Source organism: Streptomyces sp. 1114.5, from assembly GCF_003635085.1.
Lineage (GTDB): Bacteria > Actinomycetota > Actinomycetes > Streptomycetales > Streptomycetaceae > Kitasatospora.
Window position 1 is genome coordinate 2,115,247 of sequence record NZ_RBXE01000001.1, and the last position, 23,582, is coordinate 2,138,828.

Here is a 23,582-nt window from a genome sequence, read left to right on the forward strand (position 1 = left end):
TCTTCACACCCCCGCCGAGGACCACTCATGAAGCTCAGCCGCCGCACCTCCTGGTTCCTGACCGCCTTCGGCGTCTGGTCGATCATCATCTGGACGACCTTCGTCAAGAACCTCTGGAAGGACTCCGGCGGCCAGGCCTTCACCGACGGCGACCACTCCCGGCCCACCGCCTTCTTCTGGGTCCACCTCCTCCTCGCCGTCACCTCCTTCGCCCTCGGCATCGTCGTCGGCACCGTCGGCCTGCGCGGCCTGCGCGCCACCCGCCGCACCCCGGCCGCCGACTGACCGGGCCCGGAGCACGCCGAAGGCCCCCGCCGATCCGGAGATCGGGCGGGGGCCTTCGGGGTGTCAGGCGGGGATCAGAAGCGGCGGGTGACCAGGGCCCGCTTCACTTCCTGGATCGCCTTGGTGACCTCGATGCCGCGCGGGCAGGCCTCGGAGCAGTTGAAGGTGGTGCGGCAGCGCCACACGCCCTCACGGTCGTTGAGGATCTCCAGGCGCTGCTCGGCACCCTCGTCGCGCGAGTCGAAGATGAAGCGGTGCGCGTTGACGATGGCGGCCGGGCCGAAGTACTGGCCGTCGTTCCAGAACACCGGGCAGGACGACGTGCACGCGGCGCACAGGATGCACTTGGTGGTGTCGTCGAAGCGCTCGCGGTCCTCGGCGGACTGCAGGCGCTCGCGGGTCGGCTCGTTCCCCTTGGTGATGAGGAACGGCATGACGTCCTTGTACGCCTGGAAGAACGGGTCCATGTCCACGACCAGGTCCTTGAGGACCGTGAGGCCCTTGATGGCCTCGATCGTGATCGGCTTCTCCGGGTCGACGTCCTTGATCAGGGTCTTGCACGCCAGCCGGTTGCGGCCGTTGATCCGCATGGCGTCGGAGCCGCAGATGCCGTGCGCGCAGGAACGGCGGTAGGTGAGGGTGCCGTCCTGCTCCCACTTGATCTTGTTGAGCGCGTCCAGCACGCGCTCCTTCGGGTCCATCGTCAGCTGGTAGTCGACCCACACCGGGTCCGGGTGCTCCTCCGGGTTGAACCGGCGGATCCGGAAGGTGACGGTGATCAGCTGGGCGGCACCGCTCTCGGCCGCGTCCAGAGCGGCCGAGTGCTTCTCCACGGTCGGAGTGCTCATCAGTACTTACGCTCCATCGGCTGGTAGCGGGTCGTGACGACCGGCTTGTAGTCGAGGCGGATGGAGGTGGTGCCGTCGGCGGCAACCTCCTGGTACGCCATGGTGTGCTGCATGAACTTCACGTCGTCACGGGTCGGGAAGTCCTCGCGGTAGTGGCCGCCGCGGGACTCCTCGCGGGCCAGCGCGGAGACGGCCAGCACCTCGGCCAGGTCGAGCAGGTTGCCCAGCTCGACGGCCTCCAGGAGGTCCGTGTTGTAGCGGAAGCCCTTGTCCTGGATGGAGACGTTCTTGTAGCGCGCACGCAGCGCGGCGATGTCCTCGACCGCCTGCTTCAGGGTGGCGCCGGTGCGGTACACCATCGCGTTGGCGTCCATGGTCTCCTGCAGCTCCTTGCGGATCTGCGCCACGGACTCGGTGCCGGTGGACTCGCGCAGGCCGTCGACCAGGGCCTGGACCTTCTCGGCCGGGTTCTCGGGCAGGTCGGTGAACTCCACCGTCTGCGCGTAGTCGGCGGCGGCGATGCCGGCCCGCTTGCCGAACACGTTGATGTCCAGCAGCGAGTTGGTGCCCAGGCGGTTGGCGCCGTGCACGGACACGCAGGCGACCTCGCCGGCCGCGTACAGGCCCGGGACGACGTCGGTGTTGTTGCGCAGGACCTCACCCTCGACGTTGGTCGGGATGCCGCCCATGGCGTAGTGCGCGGTGGGCTGGATCGGGATCGGGTCCGTGTAGGGCTCGATGCCGAGGTAGGTGCGCGCGAACTCGGTGATGTCCGGGAGCTTGGCGTCCAGCTGCTCCGGCGGCAGGTGGGTGAGGTCCAGGTAGACGTGGTCGCCGTCCGGACCGCAGCCGCGGCCTTCGCGGATCTCGGTGTAGATCGCGCGGGAGCAGACGTCACGGGACGCGAGGTCCTTCATGACGGGGGCGTAGCGCTCCATGAAGCGCTCGCCGTCCTTGTTGCGCAGGATGCCGCCCTCGCCGCGGGCGCCCTCGGTGAGCAGGATGCCCATGCGCCAGATGCCCGTCGGGTGGAACTGGAAGAACTCCATGTCCTCCAGCGGCAGGCCGCGGCGGTAGACCAGGGCCTGGCCGTCACCGGTGAGGGTGTGGGCGTTGGAGGAGACCTTGAAGAACTTGCCGGTGCCGCCGGAGGCGAACACGACCGACTTGGCCTGGAAGACGTGGATCTCGCCGGTGGCCAGCTCGTAGGCGACGACGCCGGCCGTCTTGCCCTCGTTGAGCAGCAGGTCGAGGACGTAGAACTCGTTGAAGAACTCGACGCCGTGCTTGACGCAGTTCTGGAACAGCGTCTGGAGGATCATGTGGCCGGTGCGGTCGGCCGCGTAGCACGAGCGGCGGACCGGGGCCTCGCCGTGGTTGCGGGAGTGACCGCCGAAGCGGCGCTGGTCGATCCGGCCCTGCTCGGTGCGGGAGAAGGGAAGGCCCATCTTCTCCAGGTCGAGGACCGCGTCGATGGCCTCCTTGCACATGATCTCGGCGGCGTCCTGGTCGACCAGGTAGTCACCACCCTTGACCGTGTCGAAGGTGTGCCACTCCCAGTTGTCCTCCTCGACGTTGGCGAGGGCGGCGCACATGCCGCCCTGCGCCGCGCCGGTGTGGGACCGGGTCGGGTAGAGCTTGGTCAGGACCGCGGTGCGGCTGCGCTGCGTGGACTCGATGGCCGCACGCATGCCGGCGCCGCCGGCGCCGACGATGACGGTGTCGTACTGGTGAATCTGCATGGGGGGTTAACTCGCCTCTGGCCTCTGCCGATGGTCGATGGTGCTCGCGGCTCAGATGTTGGGGTCGAAGGTGAAGATCACCAGGGTGCCCAGCAGCACGGTGAAGACCGTGGCGGTACCCATGAGCCCCTTGAGCCAGAGCCGGGTCGAGTCCTTCTCGGCGTAGTCGTTGATGACCTGACGCATGCCGTTGGCGCCGTGCAGCATGGCGAGCCAGAGCATCAGGAGGTCCCAGCCCTGCCAGAACGGCGAGGCCCAACGGCCGGCCACGAAGGCGAAGCCGATCTTGGAGACGCCCCCGTCGAGGATCAGCATGATCAGCAGGTGGCCGAGGATCAGCACGACCAGGACGACACCGGACAGGCGCATGAAGAGCCAGGCCAGCATCTCGAAGTTGGTGCGGGTGCGACGCGGCGTCTTCTTGGTCCGCTGGCGGGCCGGCTCGATGACGAAGGCGTCGGCGGGGTTGCCCGTGCCGAGGCCCTTGCCGGTGTGCGCCTGCTTCGAGGGGACGACGACGGCGTCGGAGATTTCCGTGGACATGTCTCGGCTCACTTCCCGAACCAGGAGATCAGCGTGTGCTGCAGGATCCCGTAGAAGGAGCCGGCCATGAGGACGACCCAGACGCCGACGACGGTCCAGAGCATCTGCTTCTGGTACTTCGGGCCCTTGGACCAGAAGTCGACCGCGACGACGCGCAGGCCGTTCAGGGCGTGGAACAGGATGGCGGCCACCAGGCCGTACTCCATCAGGTTCACGAGCGGAGTCTTGTACGTCTGGATGACGGTGTCGTAGGACTCCGGGGACACTCGCACCAGGGCGGTGTCCAGGACGTGGGCGAACAGGAAGAAGAAGATGAGGACGCCGGTGACTCGATGAGCCACCCAGCTCCACATGCCTTCCCGGCCGCGGTACAGCGTTCCAGCCGGCACGGAAAAACCCTCCGGAAGCGATTGGGGGCTCGGCCGGCTTCGGTGTCGGTCAGCCCGGCCGGGTCGGTCCACCGGCCGCGAGCATCCTATCGACGCCTTCTCGCGTGCCGCCTCCGGGGGCCCCAGGTGTGATCAAACAGGCACTTCTGGCCTAGCAGGGCGGGAACCAAGCCGACTTTCGGCACTCTCGGTGATCGATCGGATGCGCTACGGTGGCCGCCCCCGACCGCCGACACCCTGCCGAGGCGTCCGTGCCACTTCGCCCTGCCCGTCCGTCCGCCGCCGCCCTGGCCGGTCTGGCCGCTCTGCTGCTCGCGACCGGCTGCACCACGGTCGGCGGCCCCTCCGGGGATGCGGTGGGGCCCGGCCGGGAGCTGACCGCGGCGCAGCTGCGGGCGGCCGCGGTGGCCGACGCCGACCTGGGCCCGGGGTACACGGTGACGGTGGTGACGCCCGGCCACCGGGACACCGGGGCGGGCTCCGGGCGGGAGCGGGCGGACCTCCCGGCCTGCCAGCCGCTGCTGGACGTGGTCGCCCCGGTCGCCCCGCCGGGCCCGGCCTCCGCCTCGGCCTCCCCGGCCTCCGGCCGCCCGTACGCGGAGACCGACCTGAGTGTGGCCCGGGCCGCCGACCCGGCGGGCGGGGTGTACGGCGGGCTGCTCGGCTACCGGGCCGGACGGGCGGCCGCGGTGCGGGCGGAGCTGGAGGGGCTGTTCGGCCCGTGCGCCTCGTTCACGTCGACGGCCCCGCCGCCGCCGGCCGAGAAGCCGGGGAAGCGGGTGCCGATCCGGACCAGGCACCGGCTGAACCGGGTGGACACGCCCACGCCCGGGGGAGCGGACGAGGCGATCGGATTCACCCTCACGAATGAATCGGGTACGGCCGTGCTCGCCCAGCGCGCGGTGCTGGCCCGGGTCGGTCCGGCGCTCGCGGTGTTCACCACCTTCGGGGGCGCGGCCGCGTCGGCCGCCGCGCCGGACGAGCGGATCGTCCGGCAGCAGGTGGCCAAGCTCCGGGCCGCGCAGACAGCGTAGGGAGAGGCCGTAGAGAAGGGGCGTGGAAGGGGGCGGGAGGACGGGGCGGCCGGCGCGTGCCGGGTTCAGTGCGCCCCGGCCTCCGAGTGGGTGGCGACCAGGTGCTCCAGCCGCGTGAGGGCGATCCGGCGGAGCTCGTCCGCCGCGATCAGCCGCTCCTCGTCCGGGTCGTTGGCCAGCCGGGTGCGGATGGAGGAGAGCACGGTGTCCAGCATCTCCTCCGGGGCGACGCGCTCCAGGCAGACCACGAAGACGTGGCCGAACCGGGCCTCGTACGCGGCGTGTGCCGCCCGCAGCGCGGTGTGCGCGGCCTGGCTGCCGGGGGCCCGCATGCCGAGCAGCGGCTGCGGCATCCAGCTCTCGTCCGCCAGTGCCTCGGCGAGGTCGGCCGGGCGCAGGTCGTAGGAGGCCTCGCTGGCGGCGGCCAGCAGGGACTCTATGTCGGGGTACGGCCGGTGCGCGGCGAGCCGCAGGGCCCAGCGGTGGCTGCCGCAGCAGGCCAGCAGGGCCTCCTCGGCGGCGCCGGCGTCGGCTTCGTTGAAGCGGTGCAACCCGAGGAGGGTCGGCTCTGTTCTGACGTCGAGCCGCTGTGACGGGATGTCGCTGGCCAGCGGGTCCTCCTCGTGAGGGCGGGAAGGTGCCGGTGAAGAAGTGGGGTGGTGGAGCAGCTGAAGTATGGGGGCTGAGGAGGGGCGCACGGCGCCGGTCCGGCAGCGCCTCCAAGGTAGTTGAGCCGTCATCAGTTGGGGAGGGCGCGCGCCGAATTCATCCGGACGAGCTATCAAGTTGTGACGTTGACACCATCGCGTCAGCGCCCTCCCCACGTCTTTCTGATAGTCGGGCCTTCTGCTGACCCGGTTGTCGGCTCAGCTGCAGCGGGTGCCCGGGGCCGGCATCGTGCCGTCGACCAGGTAGGCCTCCATGGCCCGGTCGATGCAGGTGTTGCCCTTGCCGAAGGCGCCGTGGCCCTCGCCGACCCGGGTCAGCAGGGTGGCGTCGGCGAAGCCCTTGGCCAGCGACTCGGCCGAGGCGTACGGGGTTGCCGGGTCGCCGGTGGTGCCGACCACCAGGATCGGCGCGCTGCCCTCGGCCCGGATGGTGTGCGGCTTCTCCTGGGTCTTGAACGGCCAGTAGGCGCAGCCCGGCTCGCTGTAGTCGTCCAACGTGACGCCCTTGGACAGCAGCGGGGCCTCGGCGAGCAGCCGGTCCACCGCCGCCTTGGCGTGCTCGGGGGTCGGCGCCGGGCGGGCGGCGTCGGCGCAGCTGATCGCGCCGTTGGCCTCGTCCATCGGGCTGTAGTGGCCGTTCTCGTCGCGGCCGTTGTACTCGTCGGCGAAGGCCAGCAGGTAGTCGCCCTTGCCGCGCATCATCGCCCAGCCGAGGCCGGCCCGCAGGTACTTCCAGGAGGTCTTCTCGTCGCCGTAGAGCATCGATATGACGCCGGTCCAGGCCTGGTCGCGGGTGAGCTTGCGGCCGTCCTTGGTGGTCAGCGGCTTGTCGTGGAGGCCGTCCAGGAAGTCGGCGGCCTTCTTGGCGGCCTTGTCCTTGTCGGTGCCGAGCGGGCACTCGTCGGCGTGGTTCTCCACGCAGTCGGCGGCGAAGCGCTCGAAGGACTTCTCGAAGCCGACCTGCTGGTCGACGCCGTGGTCCAGGGTGTCCTGGGCGGGGTCGACGGCGCCGTCCAGGATCAGCCGGCCGGTGTTCTTCGGGAACTCCTCGGCGTACAGCGCGCCGAGGTAGGTGCCGTAGGAGATGCCCAGGTAGTTGAGCTTCTTGTCGCCGGTGACGGCGCGCAGCACATCCAGGTCGCGGGCGGTGTTGCGGGTGCCGACGAAGGGCAGCAGCTTGCCGGACCTGGCCTGGCAGGCGGCGGCGTGGTCGGTGGACTGCTTGACGTGCGCGGCCTTGCGCTCGGCCGGGTCGAGCGGCTCGTCCGTCTGGTTGGCGGCGTCGTGCTGCTTGTCGTCGTAGCAGACGACCGGGGAGCTGGCGCCGGTGCCGCGGGGGTCGAAGCCGATCACGTCGAAGCGGTCGTGCAGGGCGCCGGCGAAGTCCTTGGTGCCGTACTCGACCATCTCGACGCCGGAGCCGCCCGGGCCGCCCGGGTTGACCATCAGCGAGCCGACCCGCTGGTCCGGCTTGGCGGCCGGGTACCTGATCAGCGCGAGGTCGATCGCGTCGGTGGCGGGGTTGGCGTAGTCGAGCGGGACGTGCAGCGTGCCGCACTGCAGCCCGGATGTGTCGATCTTGGCCGCTTCGGCCTTCGGGTCGGCCGGGCAGGCCGCCCAGGTGATCTGCTGGCCGTAGAAGGGCTTGAGCGCGGGGTCGGCCTCGCCGGTGGGCCGGGTGGTCGGCGTCGGGGCGGGGGCGGGGGTCGCGGAGGCGGACGCCGGGGTGCCGGCGGCCCGGTCCTGGGCGGGCTCGGCGGCGTGGTTGCACGCGGTGGCGAGGAGGAGGGTGCCTGCCGCCACGGCGGTCAGCAGGACGTGTGGGCGGGCGGCCCGGAAGCTGTTCATCGCACGTGTGTACCACTGGGCCCCGACGTGCTCGATCTTGACCCCCGGGTCGCCCGCCGGGCCGGGTCAGCCGCGGTGGACCTTGTGGTTGGCCGCCTGCGCCCGGGGCCGGACCACCAGCAGGTCGATGTTCACGTGCGAGGGCCGGGTGACCGCCCAGGCCACCGTGTCCGCGATGTCCTCCGAGGTCAGCGGCTCGGCCACGCCCGCGTACACCGCGGCGGCCTTCTCCTCGTCGCCGCGGAAGCGGGTGATCGCGAAGCCCTCGGACTTCACCATGCCGGGCGCGATCTCGATCACCCGGATCGGCTCCCCGCACAGCTCCAGCCGCAGCGTGGCCGCGATGGTGTGCGCGGCGTGCTTGGCGGCCACGTAGCCGCCGCCGCCCTCGTACGCGGCCAGCGCGGCCGTGGAGGAGAGCACCAGCACCGTGCCGTCCCCGGTGGCCCGCAGGGCCGGCAGCAGCGCCTGCGTCACGTGCAGCACGCCGAGCACGTTCACCTCGTACATCGCGCGCCAGTCGGCCGGGTCGCCGTGCTCGACCGTCTCGGCGCCGACCGCGCCGCCCGCGTTGTTCACCAGGACGTCCACCCGGCCGACCGCGGCCGCGAAGGCGTCCACGGCGGCCCGGTCGGTGACGTCCAGGGTGACGGCGCGCGCCGCACCGCCCCGGCCCTCGATCTCCTTGGCCAGCGCCTCGATCCGGTCGGTGCGGCGGGCGGTCAGCACCACCTCGAAGCCCTCGTCGGCCAGCCGGCGGGCGGTCGCCGCGCCGATCCCGCTGCTGGCACCGGTGACCACGGCCACCTTCTGCTCGGTCATTGCCACTCCCTGGGGGCTCATCCGGTCGTTCACCCGATCATCTCAACCGCGTCTGCGTCCCCGTCGCCCGGCCGGGCCCTAGATTGCGAGGCACCGAACCCGCGCCCCCGCCGATCCCGTGGAGGGACCATGCCGCGTCCTGCCGAATCAGGCTTCCCGATCGAGCCGCTGTACGGCCCCGAGGCGCTGGCCGGCTGGGACCCGGCGACCCGGCTGGGCCGGCCCGGCGAGTACCCGTACACCCGGGGCGTCTACCCGACGATGTACACCGGCCGGCCGTGGACGATGCGCCAGTACGCGGGTTTCGGCACCGCCGCCGAGTCCAACGCCCGCTACCACCGGCTGATCGCCGGCGGCGGCACCGGCCTCTCGGTCGCCTTCGACCTGCCCACCCAGATGGGCTACGACTCGGACGCCCCGCTCGCGGCCGGCGAGGTCGGCAAGGTCGGCGTGGCCGTGGACAGCGTCGAGGACATGGCGGTGCTCCTCGACGGCATCCCGCTCGGCGAGGTGTCCACCTCGATGACCATCAACGCGCCCGCCGCCCTGCTCCTGCTGCTCTACCGACTGGTCGGAGAGGCCCAGGGGGTGGCGCCCGCCGCGCTCACCGGCACGGTCCAGAACGACGTGCTGAAGGAGTACATCGCCCGCGGCACCTACATCTTCCCGCCGCAGCCCTCGCTGCGGCTGGTCGCGGACGTGTTCCGGTACTGCCGGGACGAGATCCCGCGCTGGAACACCATCTCCATCTCCGGCTACCACATGGCCGAGGCCGGGGCCGACCCCGTGCAGGAGATCGCCTTCACCCTGGCCAACGGCATCGCCTACGTCCGGACCGCGATCGCCGCCGGAATGGCCGTGGACGAGTTCGCGCCCCGGCTCTCCTTCTTCTTCGTGGCCCGCACGACCCTGCTGGAGGAGGTGGCCAAGTTCCGTGCCGCGCGCCGGATCTGGGCCAGGATCATGCGCGAGGAGTTCGGCGCGAAGGATCCGCGCTCGCAGATGCTGCGCTTCCACACCCAGACCGCCGGAGTGCAGCTCACCGCCCAGCAGCCCGAGGTGAACCTGGCCCGGGTCACCGTGCAGGCGCTCGCCGCGGTGCTCGGCGGCACCCAGTCGCTGCACACGAACAGCTACGACGAGGCGATCGCGCTGCCCACCGAGAAGGCCGCCCGGCTCGCCCTGCGCACCCAGCAGGTGCTCGCCCACGAGACCGACGTGACCGCCACCGTCGACCCGTTCGCCGGTTCCTACGCGATCGAGTCGCTCACCGACGAGGTGGAGGCCGCCGCGCTGGCCCTGATGGACCGGATCGAGGACCGGGGCGGCGCGGTGGCCGCGATCGAACAGGGATTCCAGAAGGCCGAGATCGAGCGCACCGCCTACCGCCTCCAGCAGGAGACCGACTCCGGCGAGCGGACGGTGGTCGGCGTCAACCGCTTCCGTCTGGACGCGGAGGAGCCGTACCAGCCGCTGCGGGTCGACCCGGCGATCGAGCGGCAGCAGGCCGAACGCCTGGCCCGGCTGCGGGCCGGGCGCTCGGCCGGAGCCGTCACCCGGGCGCTGGACGCGCTGCGCCGCACCGCCGAGGGGCCGGAGAACGTGCTGTACCCGATGAAGGAGGCGCTGGCCGCCCGGGCGACCGTCGGAGAGGTGTGCGACGCGCTGCGCGGGGTGTGGGGCACGTACGCTCCGGTGGAGCGCTTCTGAGCGACTGCTGACCGGCTTCCGAGCGGGTGCCGACCGGCTGTCGAACGGCTGTTGAACGGCCGTCAACGCCGGTTCTTCGTCAAGGAAATGGCGGCCGTGACCACCGGCCGGGGTGATCGTTGCACAGGGCAAGCAACCCGGGGAAGGCGGCCGAAACGAAATGTCATACCCACCTGTCCGGCCGGTATGCGCCCATCCGGAGACTAATTTTCCGGAAGTCGGGCCAAATCCTCCCAACGGGCCTACCCTTGGGGAGATGAACCGTCCTGAGCCCGCTCAGCCGGGCGCCACTCTCGCCGCCGCACGTCCCGCCGCCGAACTGCGCGACCGGGTGAGGGCGCTGGAGCCCGAGCTGATCGCCTTCCGCCGTGATCTGCACCGGCATCCGGAGCTGGGCCGCCAGGAATTCCGCACCACCGGGCTGCTGCGCGACCGGCTGGTGGCGGCGGGCCTCGAACCCCGGGTGCTGCCCGGCGGCACCGGCCTGCTGGTCGACATCGTCCCGCCCGGCACCGGCCCCGGCGAGGAGTTCCTGGCCTTCCGCGCCGACATCGACGCGCTGCCGATCGACGACGCCAAGACCGACGTGCCGTACCGCTCCACCGTCCCCGGCCGGGCCCACGCCTGCGGCCACGACGTGCACACCTCGGTGGTGCTCGGCGCCGGCCTGGTGCTGGCCGAGGCCGCCCGCACCGGTGAGCTGCGCCGCCCGGTCCGACTGGTCTTCCAGCCGGCCGAGGAGGTCATGCCGGGCGGGGCGCTGGACGTGATCAAGGCCGGCGGGATGGACGGCGTCGGCCGGATCTTCGCGGTGCACTGCGACCCGAAGGTGGAGGTCGGCCGGATCGCCCTGCGCACCGGTGCGATCACCTCCGCCTGCGACCGCCTGGTGCTGCACCTGGACGGCCCCGGCGGGCACACCGCCCGCCCGCACCTCACCACCGACCTGGTGACCGCGGTGGCCCGGATGGCCGCCGACCTCCCCGGCGCGCTGGCCCGCCGGATGGACCCGCGCTGGGGCGTCAGCCTGGTCTGGGGCCGGATCGCCTCCGGCTCCGCGCCCAACGTCATCCCGCAGCACGCCGAACTGGAGGGCACCGTCCGCTGCCTGGAGCTGGACGGCTGGCGCGAGGCCCCGGACCTGCTGCACGAGCTGATCGCCAAGCTGGCCGAGACCTACCGGGCCAAGTGGACGCTGGACTACCACCGCGGGGTGCCGCCGGTGGTCAACGAGGCGGTCTCGATCGCCCTGCTGGACGAGGTGATGAACGCGCGCTTCGGGCGCGAGGGCGCGGTGGTGGTCGAGGGGACCGAGCAGAGCCTCGGTGGCGAGGACTTCTCCTGGTACCTGGAGCACGCCCCGGGCGCGCTGGCCCGGCTCGGCGTCCGCGCCCCCGGCGACACCACCGTCCGCGACCTGCACCAGGGCCGCTTCGACGTCGACGAGCGGGCGATCGGCATCGGCGCCGAACTGTTCGCGGCACTGGCCCTGGAGGCGGACGGGAGCTGAGGCGCCGCCGCGGGTCGAAACGGCCGACACGTGGGCGGATCGTCGGAATCCAGGGTACCGGTGCGGTTCCGTAAACTGGGCCGCACCAACCCCGGACCACCGTCCGCGCAGGGGAGAAGGGCCTCGGGAGGGCGTCAGACCACGGTTTGATAACAACCCGAATGCTCTGGCACCCCGTAACCCAACCGTGTTCTACGCGCGTTACGGTGGCGTCCAATCACGCCAAACGGTTGCGTGTCAGAAGGAGAAACTCCCTTGCGCCGTTCAATGAAGCTCGCCGCGGTTGTGCTCTCGGGTTCCCTGGGCATGGCCTCGCTCGCCGCTTGCGGCGCAAAGAGCACCGACAACACCTCCGCTTCCGGCTCGGGCGACGGCTCGCTCAAGGTCGGTATGGCCTACGACATCGGCGGCCGTGGCGACCAGTCGTTCAACGACTCCGCCGCCCGTGGTCTCGACAAGGCGAAGGCCGAGCTGGGTGCCTCCGTCACCGAGGCCGAGGCCAAGTCCGGCGAGGCCGAGGCCGACAAGGAGACCCGCCTCAAGAACCTGGTCGACGCCGGCTACAAGACCATCATCGCGGTCGGCTTCGTCTACCAGCCGGCGGTCAACAAGGTCGCCAAGGACAACCCGAACGTCAAGTTCGCGATCATCGACTCGAACGACAAGGACCAGCCGTCCAACGTCACCTCGCTGCTCTTCGCCGAGCAGGAGGGTTCGTACCTGGCCGGTGTCGCCGCCGCGAACAAGTCGAAGGCCCACCACATCGGCTTCATCGGTGGTGTGCAGTCGGAGCTGATCAAGAAGTTCGAGGCCGGTTACAAGGCGGGCGCCAAGTCCGTCGACCCGAACATCGTGATCGAGACCACCTACCTGACCACCCCGCCGGACTTCACCGGCTTCAACTCGCCCGACAAGGGCAAGGAAGCCGCCCAGGGTCAGCTCGACAAGGGCGCGGACATCATCTACTCCGCCGCCGGCTCCTCCGGCAACGGCGCCATCGAGGCCGTCGCCAACAAGTCGGGCGCCCTGGCCATCGGTGTCGACTCCGACCAGGCCAGCCAGCCGGCCCTGGCGAAGTACAAGAACAGCATCCTGACCTCGATGGTCAAGAACGTCGACAACGCGGTCTTCGCGTACATCCAGTCGGTCAAGCAGGGCAACGCCTTCACCGGCATCAAGCTCTTCGACCTGAAGGCCGACGGTGTCTCGCTCGCCACCACCGGTGGCAAGATCGACGACATCCAGGACAAGCTGAAGGCCGCTGGCGACGCCATCAAGAGCGGCGCCACCACCATCCCGACCGCGCCGGCCCAGTAAGGACCGCGCGTCTCGGACGCGACAGCGCCTGCCGCCTGCCCGGCAGCGCGATGATCGACTCAGTTCACGGGAGGGGCCCGGCAGGGTGCGCTCAACGCGTACCCCCGGGCCCCGTTCCGTCCCCCCGTATCCGCCCTTGGCCCTCCGAGCGCAACGACGCGCCTCCAGACCACCAGGAGACCGCCATCACCGCATCCGACCCCGTCCCCCTGCGCAAGGACGGCACCCCCAGCGCGGGGACGGCGACAACGGCCGTCGAACTGCGCGGCATCACCAAGCGCTTCCCCGGTGTCGTGGCCAACCACGACATCAACCTCACCGTCCGCACCGGCACCGTGCACGCCCTGATGGGCGAGAACGGCGCCGGCAAGTCGACGCTGATGAAGATCCTCTACGGCATGCAGAAGCCGGACGAGGGCACCATCGCGATCAACGGCGAGCTGTGCGAGTTCAACACCCCCGGCGACGCCATCGCCCGCGGCATCGGCATGGTGCACCAGCACTTCATGCTCGCCGACAACCTCACGGTGTGGGAGAACGTCGTCCTCGGCGGCGAGCACCTCCACGGCATCGGCGCCAAGGCGAAGGCGAAGATCAAGGAGATCTCCGACCAGTACGGCCTGGGCGTGCGCCCGGACGCCCTGGTCGAGGACCTCGGTGTCGCCGACCGCCAGCGCGTCGAGATCCTCAAGGTGCTGTACCGCGGCGCCAAGATCCTGATCCTGGACGAGCCCACGGCCGTACTGGTCCCGCAGGAGGTCGACGCGCTGTTCGACAACCTGCGCGAGCTCAAGTCCGAGGGCGTCACCGTCATCTTCATCTCGCACAAGCTGCACGAGGTGCTGGCGGTCGCCGACGCGATCAGCGTCATCCGGCGCGGCACCACGGTCGGCGACGCCGACCCGAAGGCCGTCACCGCCCGCCAGCTCGCCGAGATGATGGTCGGCGCCGAGCTGCCCTCCCCGGAGAGCCGCGAGTCGACGGTCACCACGACCGAGATGCTCGACGTCAAGGACCTGCGGATCGCCAAGACCGACGCCGAGGGCATCGAGCGCGTCGTCCTGGACGACATCTCGCTGCGCATCCACAAGGGCGAGATCCTCGGCATCGCGGGCGTCGAGGGCAACGGCCAGGCCGAACTGGTCGAGGCCATCATGGGCATGCTGCCGCTGGACGGCGGCACCGTCACCCTGGACGGCAAGGACCTCTCCGGCACCCTGACCCGGGCCCGCCGCGAGGCCGGCATCGGCTACATCCCCGAGGACCGTCACAAGCACGGCCTGCTGCTGGAGGCCCCGCTCTGGGAGAACCGGATCCTCGGCCACGTCACCGAGGCCCCCAACTCCAAGGGCGTGCTGCTCGACCCGTCCTCCGCCCGGACGGACACCCAGCGGATCGTCGAGGAGTACGACGTCCGCACCCCCGGCATCGAGGTCACCGCGGCCTCGCTCTCCGGCGGCAACCAGCAGAAGCTGATCATCGGCCGCGAGATGAGCCACCAGCCCAAGCTGCTGATCGCCGCGCACCCCACCCGTGGTGTGGACGTCGGCGCGCAGGCCCAGATCTGGGAGCACATCCGGCGCGCTCAGCGGGAGGGCCTGGCCGTCCTGCTGATCTCCGCCGACCTGGACGAGCTGATCGGCCTCTCCGACACCATCCGGGTCATCTACCGCGGCCGCCTGGTCGCCGACGCCGACCCGGCCACCGTGACCGCCGAGGACCTGGGCACCGCGATGACCGGTGCCGCCAGCGGCCACATCGAGTCCGAGCCGGAGGCCGTCGAGGAGTTCCACGAGACCCTCGTGGAGGGCACCGAGGCCGAGGGCACCGACCCGTCCGACACCGCCGACGACCCGCAGGCGGGGGAGTAACCACATGACCAGTCCCAACCCCGCCGCCAAGGCCGCCAAGCCCGGCCTGGCCCAGCGGATCAGCGGTGAGCGGATCGTGCTCGCACTGGCGGCGCCGGTGCTCGCGGTCGTGCTCTCGGTCGCGATCTGCTCCGTCCTGCTGGCGACCTCGGGCAAGAACCCGTTCGACGCGTGGAACGTGATGATCACGTACGCCACGAAGTCGGACGGCCAGGTGGCGATCCTCAACCGGTCCACCACCTACTACCTGGCCGCCGCGGCCGCCGCGTTCGGGTTCCGGATGAACCTGTTCAACATCGGCGTCGAGGGCCAGTACAAGGTCGCGGCGCTGTTCGCGGCCTACATCGGCGCCCAGGTCGACCTGCCGGCGTTCATCCAGATCCCGCTGCTGCTGGTCACCGCCATGCTGGTCGGTGGTCTGTACGCGAGCATCGCCGGTCTGCTGAAGGTCTACCGCGGCGTCAGCGAGGTCATCGCGACCATCATGCTGAACGCCATCGCGCTCGCGATCGTCGGTCTGCTGCTCGTCCCCGGCGTCTTCGCGCCGAAGGTCAGCGGCACCAGCAACTCGATCCAGACCGAGCCGATCTCGCAGTCGAGCCACTTCTTCGGCATCGAGACGGCCGGCGGCACCCTCTGGGGCTTCCTCTTCATCGCGATCCTGGTCGGTGTGCTCTTCCAGTTCACCCTGACCCGCACCCGCTTCGGCTTCGACCTGCGCGCCACCGGCCGCTCGGAGTCCGCCGCGACCGCCTCCGGCGTGAACGTCAAGAAGATGGTCGTCATCTCGATGTTCGTCTCCGGTGGGATCGCCGGTCTGATCGGCATGCCCGAGCTGCTGCAGAACTCCTTCTACTACGGCCAGAGCTTCCAGCCCGGCCTGGGCTTCCTGGGCATCTCGATCGCCCTGCTCGGCCGCAACAGCCCGATCGGCATGGTCTTCGCGGCCCTGCTGTTCGCCTTCCTGGACGCCACCGGCGCGCAGCTGCCCCTGCAGGGTGGCTTCCCGTCCGAGATCGTCGCGGTCATGCAGGGCACCATCGTCATCTGCGTCGTCGTCGCGTACGAGCTGGTGCGCCGCTACGGCCTGAAGCGCCAGCAGCAGAAGGTCGGCGCCGAGCTCGCCGCCCAGGCCGCGGCCACTGAGAAGAAGGAGGTGTCCGCGTGAGTACGGCCACTGCTGCCCGTCCGAAGGCGCCGGGCGCGCCCGCGAAGAAGCGCAAGCTGTCCTGGCCGGTGGTCCTGCTCCTGATTGCGGGCGCCCTGGTCCTGTTCTCCGCCGTGGGCATGGCCACCGGCAACCACTCGCTGACCTCCTCCGGTCAGATCACCGCCGCGCTCAGCGCCGCCGTGCCGATCGGCATGGCCGGTCTGGGCGGTCTCTGGTCCGAGCGGGCCGGTGTGGTCAACATCGGCCTCGAAGGCATGATGGTCGCCGGCACCTTCTGCGGTGCCTGGGCCGGCTACCTGGTCAACCCGTGGGTCGGTCTGCTGGCCGGCATGCTCGGCGGGGCGCTCGGCGGTCTGCTGCACGCGATCATCACCGTGACCTTCGGTGTCGACCACATCGTCTCCGGTGTCGGCATCAACCTGCTGATCCCGGGCATCTGCGCGTACGTCAACCGGATCTACTACAAGGACTACATCTCGGCCGGTGCCGGGGCGAACCAGTCCCCGCCGGCGGATCCGCTGCCGTACATCACGATCCCGGGGCTGTCCTCGGGCCTGAAGGACATCGAGAACCACCACTGGTTCTTCGTCTCGGACGTCGCGGGCGTGCTCGGCGGTCTGGTCACCAACATCTCGGTGGTCGTGCTGCTGGCGGCCGCGCTGATCGTGGTCAGCTACTTCGCGCTCTGGCGCACGGTGTTCGGCCTGCGGCTGCGCTCGTGCGGTGAGAACCCGACCGCGGCCGAGTCGCTGGGCGTCAACGTCTACAAGTACAAGTACCTGGCGGTCATCGCCTCCGGCGCCTTCGCGGGCCTCGGTGGTGCGTACCTCTCGCTGGTCGCCGCGCACTTCTACAAGGACGGCCAGACCCTGGGCCGCGGCTTCATCGGCCTCGCCGCGATGATCTTCGGCAACTGGATGCCCGGCGGCCTCGCCATGGGCGCCGGCCTGTTCGGCTTCACCGACAGCCTCCAGCTGCGCGACCCGGAGTCGGTGCACGTGCTGATCCTGATCGTCGGCATCGCGATGATCCTGCTCGCCCTCTGGCAGCTGTACCGGCGCAAGTACACCGCGACGGTGATCTCCTTCGTGATCGCCGGCGGTCTGATCGCCTGGTACTCGCTGACCGACCAGGTGCAGCGTCCGCTGATCGTCGCCACGCCGTACGTGATCACCCTGGTGGTGCTCTCGCTGGCCTCGCAGCGACTGCGGATGCCCAAGGCGGACGGCCAGATCTACCGCAAGGGCCAGGGCAAGTGACCGCCCCCGCGCCCTCCGCGATCGACTGGGAGCGGCTGCGCGAGGCGGCGCGCGAGGCGATGGGCCACGCGTACGCCCCGTACAGCAAGTTCCCGGTCGGCGCGGCCGCACTGGTGGACGACGGGCGGGTGGTCACCGGCTGCAACGTCGAGAACGCCTCGTACGGGCTGGGGCTGTGCGCCGAGTGCGGGCTGGTGTCCGCGCTGCACGCCACCGGCGGGGGGCGGCTGACCGCCTTCACCTGCGTGGACGGCGCCGGCGAGCTGCTGATGCCGTGCGGGCGCTGCCGCCAGCTGCTGTACGAGCACGGCGGGCCCGAGCTGCTGGTCGACCTCGCCTCCGGCGTGAAGCCGATGAGCGAGGTCCTGCCCGATGCATTCGGGCCGGAGCGGCTCTAGCATCGCCGTTTGTTACGCGCGTAGAGTGTCGCGAGTGGGCCGTAACCCGGTCATCTCGCGACACTCTTCGCTTTTCATGCCTTTGAACCCCCTCTTGGAGCACGCATGGACGCCATCTCCGTCATCAGGACCAAGCGCGATCGCGGAGAGCTGAGCGACGCTCAGATCGACTGGGTCATCGACGCCTACACCCGTGGCGAGGTCGCCGACGAGCAGATGTCCGCGCTGGCCATGGCGATCCTGCTGAACGGCATGAAGCCGCGCGAGATCAGCCGCTGGACCGACGCCATGATCCGCTCCGGCGTCCGGATGGACTTCTCCTCGCTGCCGCTGCCCACCAGCGACAAGCACTCCACCGGCGGCGTCGGCGACAAGATCACCCTCCCGCTCGCCCCGCTGGTCGCCGCCTGCGGCGCCGCCGTCCCGCAGCTCTCCGGCCGCGGCCTCGGCCACACCGGCGGCACCCTGGACAAGCTGGAGTCCATCCCCGGCTGGCGCGCCCTGCTTTCCAACGACGAGATGATGGACGTGCTGCGCGACGCCGGCGCGGTCATCTGCGCGGCCGGCGACGGCCTCGCCCCCGCCGACAAGAAGCTGTACGCGCTGCGCGACGTCACCGGCACCGTCGAGGCGATCCCGCTGATCGCCTCCTCGATCATGTCCAAGAAGATCGCCGAGGGCACCGGCGCGCTGGTCCTGGACGTCAAGGTCGGCTCCGGCGCGTTCATGAAGAACCTGGACGACGCCCGCGAACTCGCCCGCACCATGGTCGGCCTGGGCACCACCGCGGGTGTCAACACCGTCGCCCTGCTCACCGACATGTCCACCCCGCTCGGCCTCACCGCGGGCAACGCGCTGGAGGTCCGCGAGTCCGTCGAGGTGCTGGCCGGCGGCGGCCCCGCCGACGTCGTGGAGCTGACCCTGGCGCTCGCCCGCGAGATGCTCGCCGCGGCCGGCGTGCACGGCAAGGACCCGGCCGACGCGCTGCGCGACGGCTCCGCGATGGACCACTGGCGCCGCATGATCGCCGCCCAGGGCGGCGACGTGGACGCCCCGCTCCCGGTCGCCCGCGAGCAGCACGTCATCCCCGCGCCCGCCTCCGGCGTGCTCACCGAGCTCGACGCCTACGCCGTCGGCGTCTGCGCCTGGCGCCTGGGCGCCGGCCGCGCCCGCAAGGAGGACCCGGTCCAGGCCGGCGCCGGCGTCGAGATGCACGCCAAGCCCGGCGACACCGTCGTGGCCGGTCAGCCGCTGCTGACCCTCCACACCGACACTCCCGAGCGCTACGACTACGCCATCGAGGCGCTGGCCGGCGGCATCACCGTCTCCCCGGAGGGCACCGCGTTCACCCCGAACCCGATCGTGCTGGACCGCATCGCCTGATCCGCGTGAGGTCTGCTCACGTACGCCGGATCAGGCGTACGTGAGCAGACCGCCGGTGTCGATCGTCCAGGGGCCCATGGCCGCGTAGTCGCGGACCTTGTTGTGGTAGTCGTTCTCGGGGTTGGAGTTGGAGACGATCTCCACCACGAGCAGGACCTCGTGCGGGAGAACCGCTCGCTGCTCACCCTCCAAGGTCGCCTCGAGGAAGACCATCAGGTTCGGGTTGCGCAGCTGCCCGAGTCCGGCATCCTCCAAGTCCGCGCCGTGGTAAGCGATGTGACCCGGATGAGTGGTCGGCAGCTGGGCGTTGAGCTGTCGGGCGATGCGCAACACGGCGAGTTCGTGGCGCTTCGCCGGCGACATCGTCATGACGATCTGGCCGTCGGCGATCTCGATCTTCCCCATCCCCGGCACCTTCGGCAGCTGATCCGCGATCTCCAGGAGCCGGGCGTACACAGCAGGATCGCTGCTCATGTCCCTGAGTGTGTCGGCGGCGGTTGTCAAGCGTCCGCGATCGCTCGCCGGGTGGTATGGGCCCGGTGGGTGGCGTAGAGCGTCACGCCGGCGGCGAGGGTCATGGCGGTGAGGCCGACGGTGGCGGCGCCGGGCCAGCCGGTGGCGTGGTAGGCGTCGGCGCCGAGGGTGCCGCCCAGGCTGTTGCCGAGGTAGTAGGCGATCAGGTAGAGGGCGGAGGCCTGGGCGCGGCCCTCGGTGGCGGTGCGGCCGACCGCGGAGGAGGCGGTGGCGTGGCCGGCGAAGAAGCCGGCGGTGATCAGGACCAGGCCGAGCAGGGCGCAGGCCAGGGAGTCGGCGAGGGAGAGCAGCAGGCCGGTGGCGGTGACGCCGATGGCGGCGTAGAGGGCGCCGCGGCGGCCGAGGCGGACGGAGAGGCGGCCGGCCGCGGCCGAGGTGCCGGTGCCGACCAGGTAGACCACGAAGATCGAGGCGGCGACCGACTCCGGCAGGTGGAACGGCGCGGCGATCAGCCGGTAGCCGACGGTGTTGTAGACCGCGCCGAACACGGCCATGAACAGCATCCCCAGCGCGTACAGCCGCAGCAGCAGCGGGTTGCGCAGGTGCCCGCCGACGGTGCGGGCGAGGGCGCGGGCGTCCACCGGGGCCGGGGTGAAGTGCCGAGCGGCGGGGATCAGCAGCCGGAACGCGAGCGTGGCGAGCAGGGCGAGGGCGGCGGAGGCGGCGAGGCCCCAGCGCCAGCCGAGGCCGGCGGCGGTCCAGCCGGAGAGCAGTCGCCCGCCCATGCCGCCGATGCTGTTGCCGGCCACGTACAGGCCCATCGCGGAGGCCAGGGCGCTGGGGTGGACCTCCTCGGCGAGGTAGGCCATGGCGGTGGCGGGGAGCCCGGCGAGGGCGGCGCCCTGGAGGACGCGCAGCACGACGAGGGTGGTGAGGTCGGGCGCGAAGGGCAGGGCGAGGGCGAGGACGGAGGCGGCGAGGGTGGAGGCCGTCATCACCGGGGTGCGGCCGTACCGGTCGGACAGGGCGCTGGCGGGGAGCAGGCCGAGGGCGAGTCCGAGGGTGGCGGCGGAGGCCGTCCAGCTGGCTTGGCCAGGGGTGAGGTCGAGGTCGGCCGAGAGGACCGGCAGCAGGCCCTGGGTGGAGTAGAGCAAGACGAAGGTCGCGATCCCGGCGGCGAAGAGGGCGAGGTTGGCGCGGCGGAAGGCGCGCTGGCCGGGGCGGTGGCGGTCGTCCGCGGTGGGGGCGGCGGCGGGGGCGGTGGTCGGGGCATCCGGGGCGGTCACGGATGCCCTGGTATCGGCGGGCTGCATGTCGTCGACGGTAGGCCCGTCCTGGTTGATGCGTCCAATGCATGAAGCGTGGATGATCGATGCACTGGCGTATGAGTCGAGGTGGTGGCGCGTTGACCGGTCCCGAGTCGGTGGACGGTGGGGAACAGCGGTACCGGGCGGCCGAGTTGGGCCCGGACGAGCCGGCCGTGCTGCTGGCGCCCCGGCTGGCGCAGTTCGCCGCGGTGGCCCGGCTGGAGCACGTGACCCAGGCGGCCGCGCTGCTCGGGGTGCCGCAGCCGACGCTGTCGCGCGCGGTGGCCCGGCTGGAGGAGGAGCTGGGGGTGGAGCTGCTGGCCCGTCAGGGTCGGACGGTCCGGCTGACCAGGGCGGGCCGGCTGCTGCTGGCCTCGGTGGAGCGGGCGCTGGCCGAGGTCGAGCGCGGCGCGCAGGCGGCCCGGGCGGAGGCGGACCCGGAGGCGGGGCTGGTGGCCTTCGGCTTCCTGCACACGATGGGCCCGGACACGGTGCCGGCGCTGCTGCGCGGCTTCCGCGCCGAGCGCCCGAGCGTGCGCTTCCAGCTGGTGCAGGACTACGGCGCGGCGATGCTGGAGCGGCTGCGGGCGGGTGAGCTGGACCTCTGCCTGGTCGCGCCGCTGCCGGACGACCCGGCGTTCGCCGCCCGCCCGCTGGACGAGCAGCGGCTGCTGCTGGTCGTCCCCGCGGACCACCGGCTCGCCGGGCGGCGGCGCATCCGGCTGGCGGAGGTGGCGGAGGAGCCGTTCGTCGGCCTGGAGCAGGGCTACGGGCTGCGCGCGATGACGGACGGCTTCTGCGCGCGGGCCGGGTTCGTGCCCCGGCTGGCATTCGAGGGGGAGGAGGCGGAGACGCTGCGCGGGCTGGTGGCGGCCGGGCTGGGGGTGGCGCTGCTGCCGCCGGCGCTGGTGCCGCGGCCGGGGGTGGTGGAGCTGGAGGTGACGGCGCCGCGCACCCGGCGGGCGATCGGGCTGGCCTGGGCGGCGGGGCGGCCGCTGTCCCCGCCGGCGGAGGCGTTCCGGGACTTCGTGCTGTCCCGGCGCGGGCGGCTGCTCCAGCACGACTGAGGCGTCGGCGGTACGACCGTCGCCTTGGCGGCGCGGCCGTCGCTTTGGTGGATCGTATGGACCGGTCGGTGGAATTCCGGGCGTGCTTTGGACCATCCGGTGGTGTTCCCGGTGGTGGGTCTACGCGCGTAGGGGCTATATTTCCGCAATGGAAAAGCAGATCTCCGTCACCGCTGCGGGCACCGGCCCGCGCATCCCCACCGCCGACCAGATCCGCCGCGCGCCCAAGGTCCTCCTGCACGACCACCTGGACGGCGGGCTGCGCCCGGAGACCATGGTCGAGCTGGCCGCCGCCGTCGGCTACCAGGGCCTTCCCACCACCGACCCCAAGGAGCTCGGCGAGTGGTTCCGCGAGGCCGCCGACTCCGGCTCGCTGGTCCGCTACCTGGAGACCTTCGCGCACACCTGCGCCGTGATGCAGACCCGCGAGGCCCTGATCAAGGTCGCCGCCGACTGCGCCGAGGACCTGGCCGCCGACGGCGTCGTGTACGCCGAGGTCCGGTACGCCCCCGAGCAGCACCTGGAGGCCGGCCTGACCCTGGACGAGGTCGTCGAGGCCGTCCAGGAGGGCTTCCGCCTCGGTGAGGCCAACGCCCGCGCGGCCGGCCACCGGATCCGCATCGGCACCCTGATCACCGCGATGCGGCACGCCGCCCGCTCGCAGGAGATCGCGGAGCTGGCCAACCGCCACCGCGACCAGGGCGTCGTCGGCTTCGACATCGCGGGCGCCGAGGCCGGCTACCCCCCCACCCGCCACCAGGCCGCCTTCGACTACCTCAAGGGCGAGAACAACCACTTCACCATCCACGCCGGCGAGGCCTTCGGCCTGCCGTCGATCTGGGAGGCCCTGCAGTGCTGCGGCGCCGACCGGCTCGGCCACGGCGTGCGGATCGTCGACGACATCACGGTGGGCGAGGACGGCGCGGTCGAGCTCGGCCGGCTGGCCGCGTACGTGCGCGACAAGCGCATCCCGCTGGAGATGTGCCCGACCTCCAACATCCAGACCGGCGCCGCCACTTCGTACGCCGAGCACCCGATCGGGCTGCTCAGCCGGCTGAAGTTCCGGGTCACCGTGAACACCGACAACCGGCTGATGAGCGGCACCAGCATGAGCCAGGAGTTCGGGCACGTGGTGGACGCCTTCGGCTACACCCTGGGGGACCTGGAGTGGTTCACGGTGAACGCGATGAAGTCCGCGTTCCTGCCCTTCGACGAGCGGCTGGCGATGATCAACGACGTGATCAAGCCGGGCTACGCCGAGCTGAAGGCGGAGTGGCTGTTCAGCGCGGGCGTCGGCGGCCACTGAGTCGAGGGCTGAGCCCGTCTCCGGCGGTCGGGTGAACGCCCCGCTTCGGCACGGAAGTTGGCGTTCATCCGACTACTCACTCCTGTGAGTGAACGGCCCTTGGTCCCCACGCGACCGGCTCACTACGGTGTGCCAGTCATTGCCGACCAGACACGGTGGCGGTCGCCCGTCCGCCCAGCTCGTACGCGAGACCGGCCACCGATGAGGACCCAAGGGGACGAACCATGAAGCAGGCTCTCAAGGCCGCCGGCACCGCGGCGATCGGCATCGCCATCGCGGCGGTCGGCGCCGGCACCGCCTCCGCCGCCGCCCCGGCGCCCGGCGGCCTCGGGCTGCCCACCGGCGCGGTGACGAACCCCGCGGTGACCGGGGCGATTGCCGACACCGCCGCCAAGCTGCCCGGCGGCGACAAGGTCGCCGGCACGCTGGGCACCCTCGCCCCGACCGCGGGCCAGGCCGCCGAGGCACCGGCGGCCGAGGCCCCGGCCGCCGCTCCGCTCGCCGGCGTCACCCAGCAGCGCGCCGCCGTCCCGTCCGTCCCGGGCCTCGACAAGACCCCCATCGGCGGGCTGACCGGCGCCCTCCCGGGGCTGCCGGGCCTGGGCGGCTGATCCGGACCGCCCGCACGGC

The 23,582-nt window shown here is 71.4% G+C and carries 22 protein-coding genes; 13 read left to right on the forward strand and 9 right to left on the reverse strand.

The genetic code is table 11. The annotated features are described in order from the left end of the window. The first annotated feature begins 27 nt into the window (after nt 1-27). Nucleotides 28-285 carry an SCO4848 family membrane protein gene (locus BX285_RS09285; protein ID WP_121174876.1) on the forward strand — a complete coding sequence of 86 codons (258 nt, stop codon included), beginning with the start codon at nt 28-30 and terminating at the stop codon, nt 283-285. Nucleotides 286-359: 74 nt separating this feature from the next. On the opposite strand, the gene BX285_RS09290 is transcribed toward BX285_RS09285, so the two are convergent. From BX285_RS09290 to sdhC, 4 genes are read right to left on the reverse strand one after another with little or no spacing between them, the layout of a single operon-like run. Further along, a complete protein-coding gene (locus BX285_RS09290; RefSeq protein ID WP_097237551.1) occupies nt 360-1,133 on the reverse strand; it encodes a succinate dehydrogenase iron-sulfur subunit in 774 nt (257 codons plus the stop codon). Further along, nucleotides 1,133-2,875 carry a succinate dehydrogenase flavoprotein subunit gene (gene sdhA, locus BX285_RS09295; RefSeq protein ID WP_097237552.1) on the reverse strand — a complete coding sequence of 581 codons (1,743 nt, stop codon included), beginning with the start codon at nt 2,873-2,875 and terminating at the stop codon, nt 1,133-1,135. The genes BX285_RS09290 and sdhA overlap by 1 nt, the downstream gene beginning before the upstream one ends. Before the next feature lie 51 nt (nt 2,876-2,926). Next, a complete protein-coding gene (sdhD, locus tag BX285_RS09300) occupies nt 2,927-3,418 on the reverse strand; it encodes a succinate dehydrogenase, hydrophobic membrane anchor protein (RefSeq protein ID WP_097237553.1) in 492 nt (163 codons plus the stop codon). An 8-nt stretch (nt 3,419-3,426) separates the two neighbouring features. Further along, nucleotides 3,427-3,807: a succinate dehydrogenase, cytochrome b556 subunit gene (gene sdhC, locus BX285_RS09305; RefSeq protein ID WP_033332398.1), complete on the reverse strand. Its 381-nt coding sequence runs from the start codon at nt 3,805-3,807 to the stop codon at nt 3,427-3,429. Nucleotides 3,808-4,058: 251 nt separating this feature from the next. Between sdhC and BX285_RS09310 the strand changes: the two genes are divergently transcribed. Further along, nucleotides 4,059-4,841, forward strand: a complete 783-nt coding sequence (locus BX285_RS09310) for a hypothetical protein (protein ID WP_143685785.1) — start codon at nt 4,059-4,061, stop codon at nt 4,839-4,841. Between the two features lie 65 nt (nt 4,842-4,906). On the opposite strand, the gene BX285_RS09315 is transcribed toward BX285_RS09310, so the two are convergent. The 3 genes from BX285_RS09315 to BX285_RS09325 all read right to left on the reverse strand — a co-directional run bounded on the left by BX285_RS09315 (nt 4,907) and on the right by BX285_RS09325 (nt 8,179). Then, nucleotides 4,907-5,392, reverse strand: coding sequence for a 2-oxo-4-hydroxy-4-carboxy-5-ureidoimidazoline decarboxylase (locus BX285_RS09315; protein WP_097237555.1), 486 nt, complete (start codon nt 5,390-5,392; stop codon nt 4,907-4,909). A 315-nt stretch (nt 5,393-5,707) separates the two neighbouring features. Continuing rightward, the gene (locus BX285_RS09320; protein WP_097237556.1) at nt 5,708-7,357 is read right to left on the reverse strand and encodes an alpha/beta hydrolase; all 1,650 of its coding nucleotides are present in this window, start codon (nt 7,355-7,357) and stop codon (nt 5,708-5,710) included. 66 nt (nt 7,358-7,423) lie between these two features. Further along, nucleotides 7,424-8,179 carry an SDR family oxidoreductase gene (locus tag BX285_RS09325; protein ID WP_097237557.1) on the reverse strand — a complete coding sequence of 252 codons (756 nt, stop codon included), beginning with the start codon at nt 8,177-8,179 and terminating at the stop codon, nt 7,424-7,426. Nucleotides 8,180-8,308: 129 nt separating this feature from the next. Here BX285_RS09325 and BX285_RS09330 point away from each other — a divergent pair, with 129 nt between their 5' ends. The 8 genes from BX285_RS09330 (at nt 8,309) to BX285_RS09365 (ending at nt 18,798) form a co-directional block, all read left to right on the forward strand. After that, complete coding sequence (locus tag BX285_RS09330) at nt 8,309-9,889, forward strand: methylmalonyl-CoA mutase (RefSeq protein ID WP_121174877.1); 1,581 nt, start codon at nt 8,309-8,311, stop codon at nt 9,887-9,889. A 256-nt stretch (nt 9,890-10,145) separates the two neighbouring features. Then, nucleotides 10,146-11,399: an amidohydrolase gene (locus BX285_RS09335; RefSeq protein WP_097237559.1), complete on the forward strand. Its 1,254-nt coding sequence runs from the start codon at nt 10,146-10,148 to the stop codon at nt 11,397-11,399. Nucleotides 11,400-11,654: 255 nt separating this feature from the next. Beyond that, a complete protein-coding gene (locus BX285_RS09340) occupies nt 11,655-12,716 on the forward strand; it encodes a BMP family protein (RefSeq protein WP_097237560.1) in 1,062 nt (353 codons plus the stop codon). Nucleotides 12,717-13,009: 293 nt separating this feature from the next. Continuing rightward, a complete protein-coding gene (locus BX285_RS09345; protein ID WP_373560503.1) occupies nt 13,010-14,587 on the forward strand; it encodes an ABC transporter ATP-binding protein in 1,578 nt (525 codons plus the stop codon). A 4-nt stretch (nt 14,588-14,591) separates the two neighbouring features. Next, nucleotides 14,592-15,755 (forward strand): ABC transporter permease, encoded by a 1,164-nt coding sequence (locus BX285_RS09350; protein WP_097237561.1) that lies wholly within the window; start codon nt 14,592-14,594, stop codon nt 15,753-15,755. Next, a complete protein-coding gene (locus BX285_RS09355; protein WP_097237562.1) occupies nt 15,752-17,017 on the forward strand; it encodes an ABC transporter permease in 1,266 nt (421 codons plus the stop codon). Before BX285_RS09350 ends, BX285_RS09355 begins: the two co-directional genes overlap by 4 nt. Beyond that, nucleotides 17,014-17,415, forward strand: a complete 402-nt coding sequence (locus BX285_RS09360; protein WP_097237563.1) for a cytidine deaminase — start codon at nt 17,014-17,016, stop codon at nt 17,413-17,415. The genes BX285_RS09355 and BX285_RS09360 overlap by 4 nt, the downstream gene beginning before the upstream one ends. A 105-nt stretch (nt 17,416-17,520) precedes the next feature. After that, the gene (locus BX285_RS09365; protein ID WP_097237564.1) at nt 17,521-18,798 is read left to right on the forward strand and encodes a thymidine phosphorylase; all 1,278 of its coding nucleotides are present in this window, start codon (nt 17,521-17,523) and stop codon (nt 18,796-18,798) included. A gap of 30 nt (nt 18,799-18,828) precedes the next feature. Here BX285_RS09365 and BX285_RS09370 read toward each other — a convergent pair whose 3' ends face one another. Both BX285_RS09370 and BX285_RS09375 read right to left on the reverse strand, forming a co-directional pair. Then, nucleotides 18,829-19,272, reverse strand: coding sequence for a Uma2 family endonuclease (locus BX285_RS09370; protein WP_097237565.1), 444 nt, complete (start codon nt 19,270-19,272; stop codon nt 18,829-18,831). 26 nt (nt 19,273-19,298) lie between these two features. After that, the gene (locus BX285_RS09375; protein WP_097237566.1) at nt 19,299-20,585 is read right to left on the reverse strand and encodes an MFS transporter; all 1,287 of its coding nucleotides are present in this window, start codon (nt 20,583-20,585) and stop codon (nt 19,299-19,301) included. 110 nt (nt 20,586-20,695) lie between these two features. Here BX285_RS09375 and BX285_RS09380 point away from each other — a divergent pair, with 110 nt between their 5' ends. The 3 genes from BX285_RS09380 to BX285_RS09390 all read left to right on the forward strand — a co-directional run bounded on the left by BX285_RS09380 (nt 20,696) and on the right by BX285_RS09390 (nt 23,563). Next, nucleotides 20,696-21,646 (forward strand): LysR family transcriptional regulator, encoded by a 951-nt coding sequence (locus BX285_RS09380; protein ID WP_373560565.1) that lies wholly within the window; start codon nt 20,696-20,698, stop codon nt 21,644-21,646. A 148-nt stretch (nt 21,647-21,794) separates the two neighbouring features. Beyond that, nucleotides 21,795-22,952, forward strand: a complete 1,158-nt coding sequence (locus BX285_RS09385; protein WP_097237568.1) for an adenosine deaminase — start codon at nt 21,795-21,797, stop codon at nt 22,950-22,952. Between the two features lie 224 nt (nt 22,953-23,176). Next, nucleotides 23,177-23,563: an ATP-binding protein gene (locus tag BX285_RS09390; RefSeq protein WP_097237569.1), complete on the forward strand. Its 387-nt coding sequence runs from the start codon at nt 23,177-23,179 to the stop codon at nt 23,561-23,563. The last annotated feature ends 19 nt before the right edge of the window (nt 23,564-23,582 follow it).

Bases quoted from the DNA above. Each gene is read 5' to 3' on its own strand.
- BX285_RS09285 (WP_121174876.1), top strand. From the start codon at position 28: ATGAAGCTCAGCCGCCGCACCTCCTGGTTCCTGACCGCCTTCGGCGTC.
- BX285_RS09290 (WP_097237551.1), bottom strand. From the start codon at position 1,133: ATGAGCACTCCGACCGTGGAGAAGCACTCGGCCGCTCTGGACGCGGCC.
- sdhA (WP_097237552.1), bottom strand. From the start codon at position 2,875: ATGCAGATTCACCAGTACGACACCGTCATCGTCGGCGCCGGCGGCGCC.
- sdhD (WP_097237553.1), bottom strand. From the start codon at position 3,418: ATGTCCACGGAAATCTCCGACGCCGTCGTCGTCCCCTCGAAGCAGGCG.
- BX285_RS09320 (WP_097237556.1), bottom strand. From the start codon at position 7,357: ATGAACAGCTTCCGGGCCGCCCGCCCACACGTCCTGCTGACCGCCGTG.
- BX285_RS09325 (WP_097237557.1), bottom strand. From the start codon at position 8,179: ATGACCGAGCAGAAGGTGGCCGTGGTCACCGGTGCCAGCAGCGGGATC.
- BX285_RS09330 (WP_121174877.1), top strand. From the start codon at position 8,309: ATGCCGCGTCCTGCCGAATCAGGCTTCCCGATCGAGCCGCTGTACGGC.
- BX285_RS09335 (WP_097237559.1), top strand. From the start codon at position 10,146: ATGAACCGTCCTGAGCCCGCTCAGCCGGGCGCCACTCTCGCCGCCGCA.
- BX285_RS09350 (WP_097237561.1), top strand. From the start codon at position 14,592: ATGACCAGTCCCAACCCCGCCGCCAAGGCCGCCAAGCCCGGCCTGGCC.
- BX285_RS09365 (WP_097237564.1), top strand. From the start codon at position 17,521: ATGGACGCCATCTCCGTCATCAGGACCAAGCGCGATCGCGGAGAGCTG.
- BX285_RS09370 (WP_097237565.1), bottom strand. From the start codon at position 19,272: ATGAGCAGCGATCCTGCTGTGTACGCCCGGCTCCTGGAGATCGCGGAT.
- BX285_RS09375 (WP_097237566.1), bottom strand. From the start codon at position 20,585: ATGCAGCCCGCCGATACCAGGGCATCCGTGACCGCCCCGGATGCCCCG.
- BX285_RS09385 (WP_097237568.1), top strand. From the start codon at position 21,795: ATGGAAAAGCAGATCTCCGTCACCGCTGCGGGCACCGGCCCGCGCATC.
- BX285_RS09390 (WP_097237569.1), top strand. From the start codon at position 23,177: ATGAAGCAGGCTCTCAAGGCCGCCGGCACCGCGGCGATCGGCATCGCC.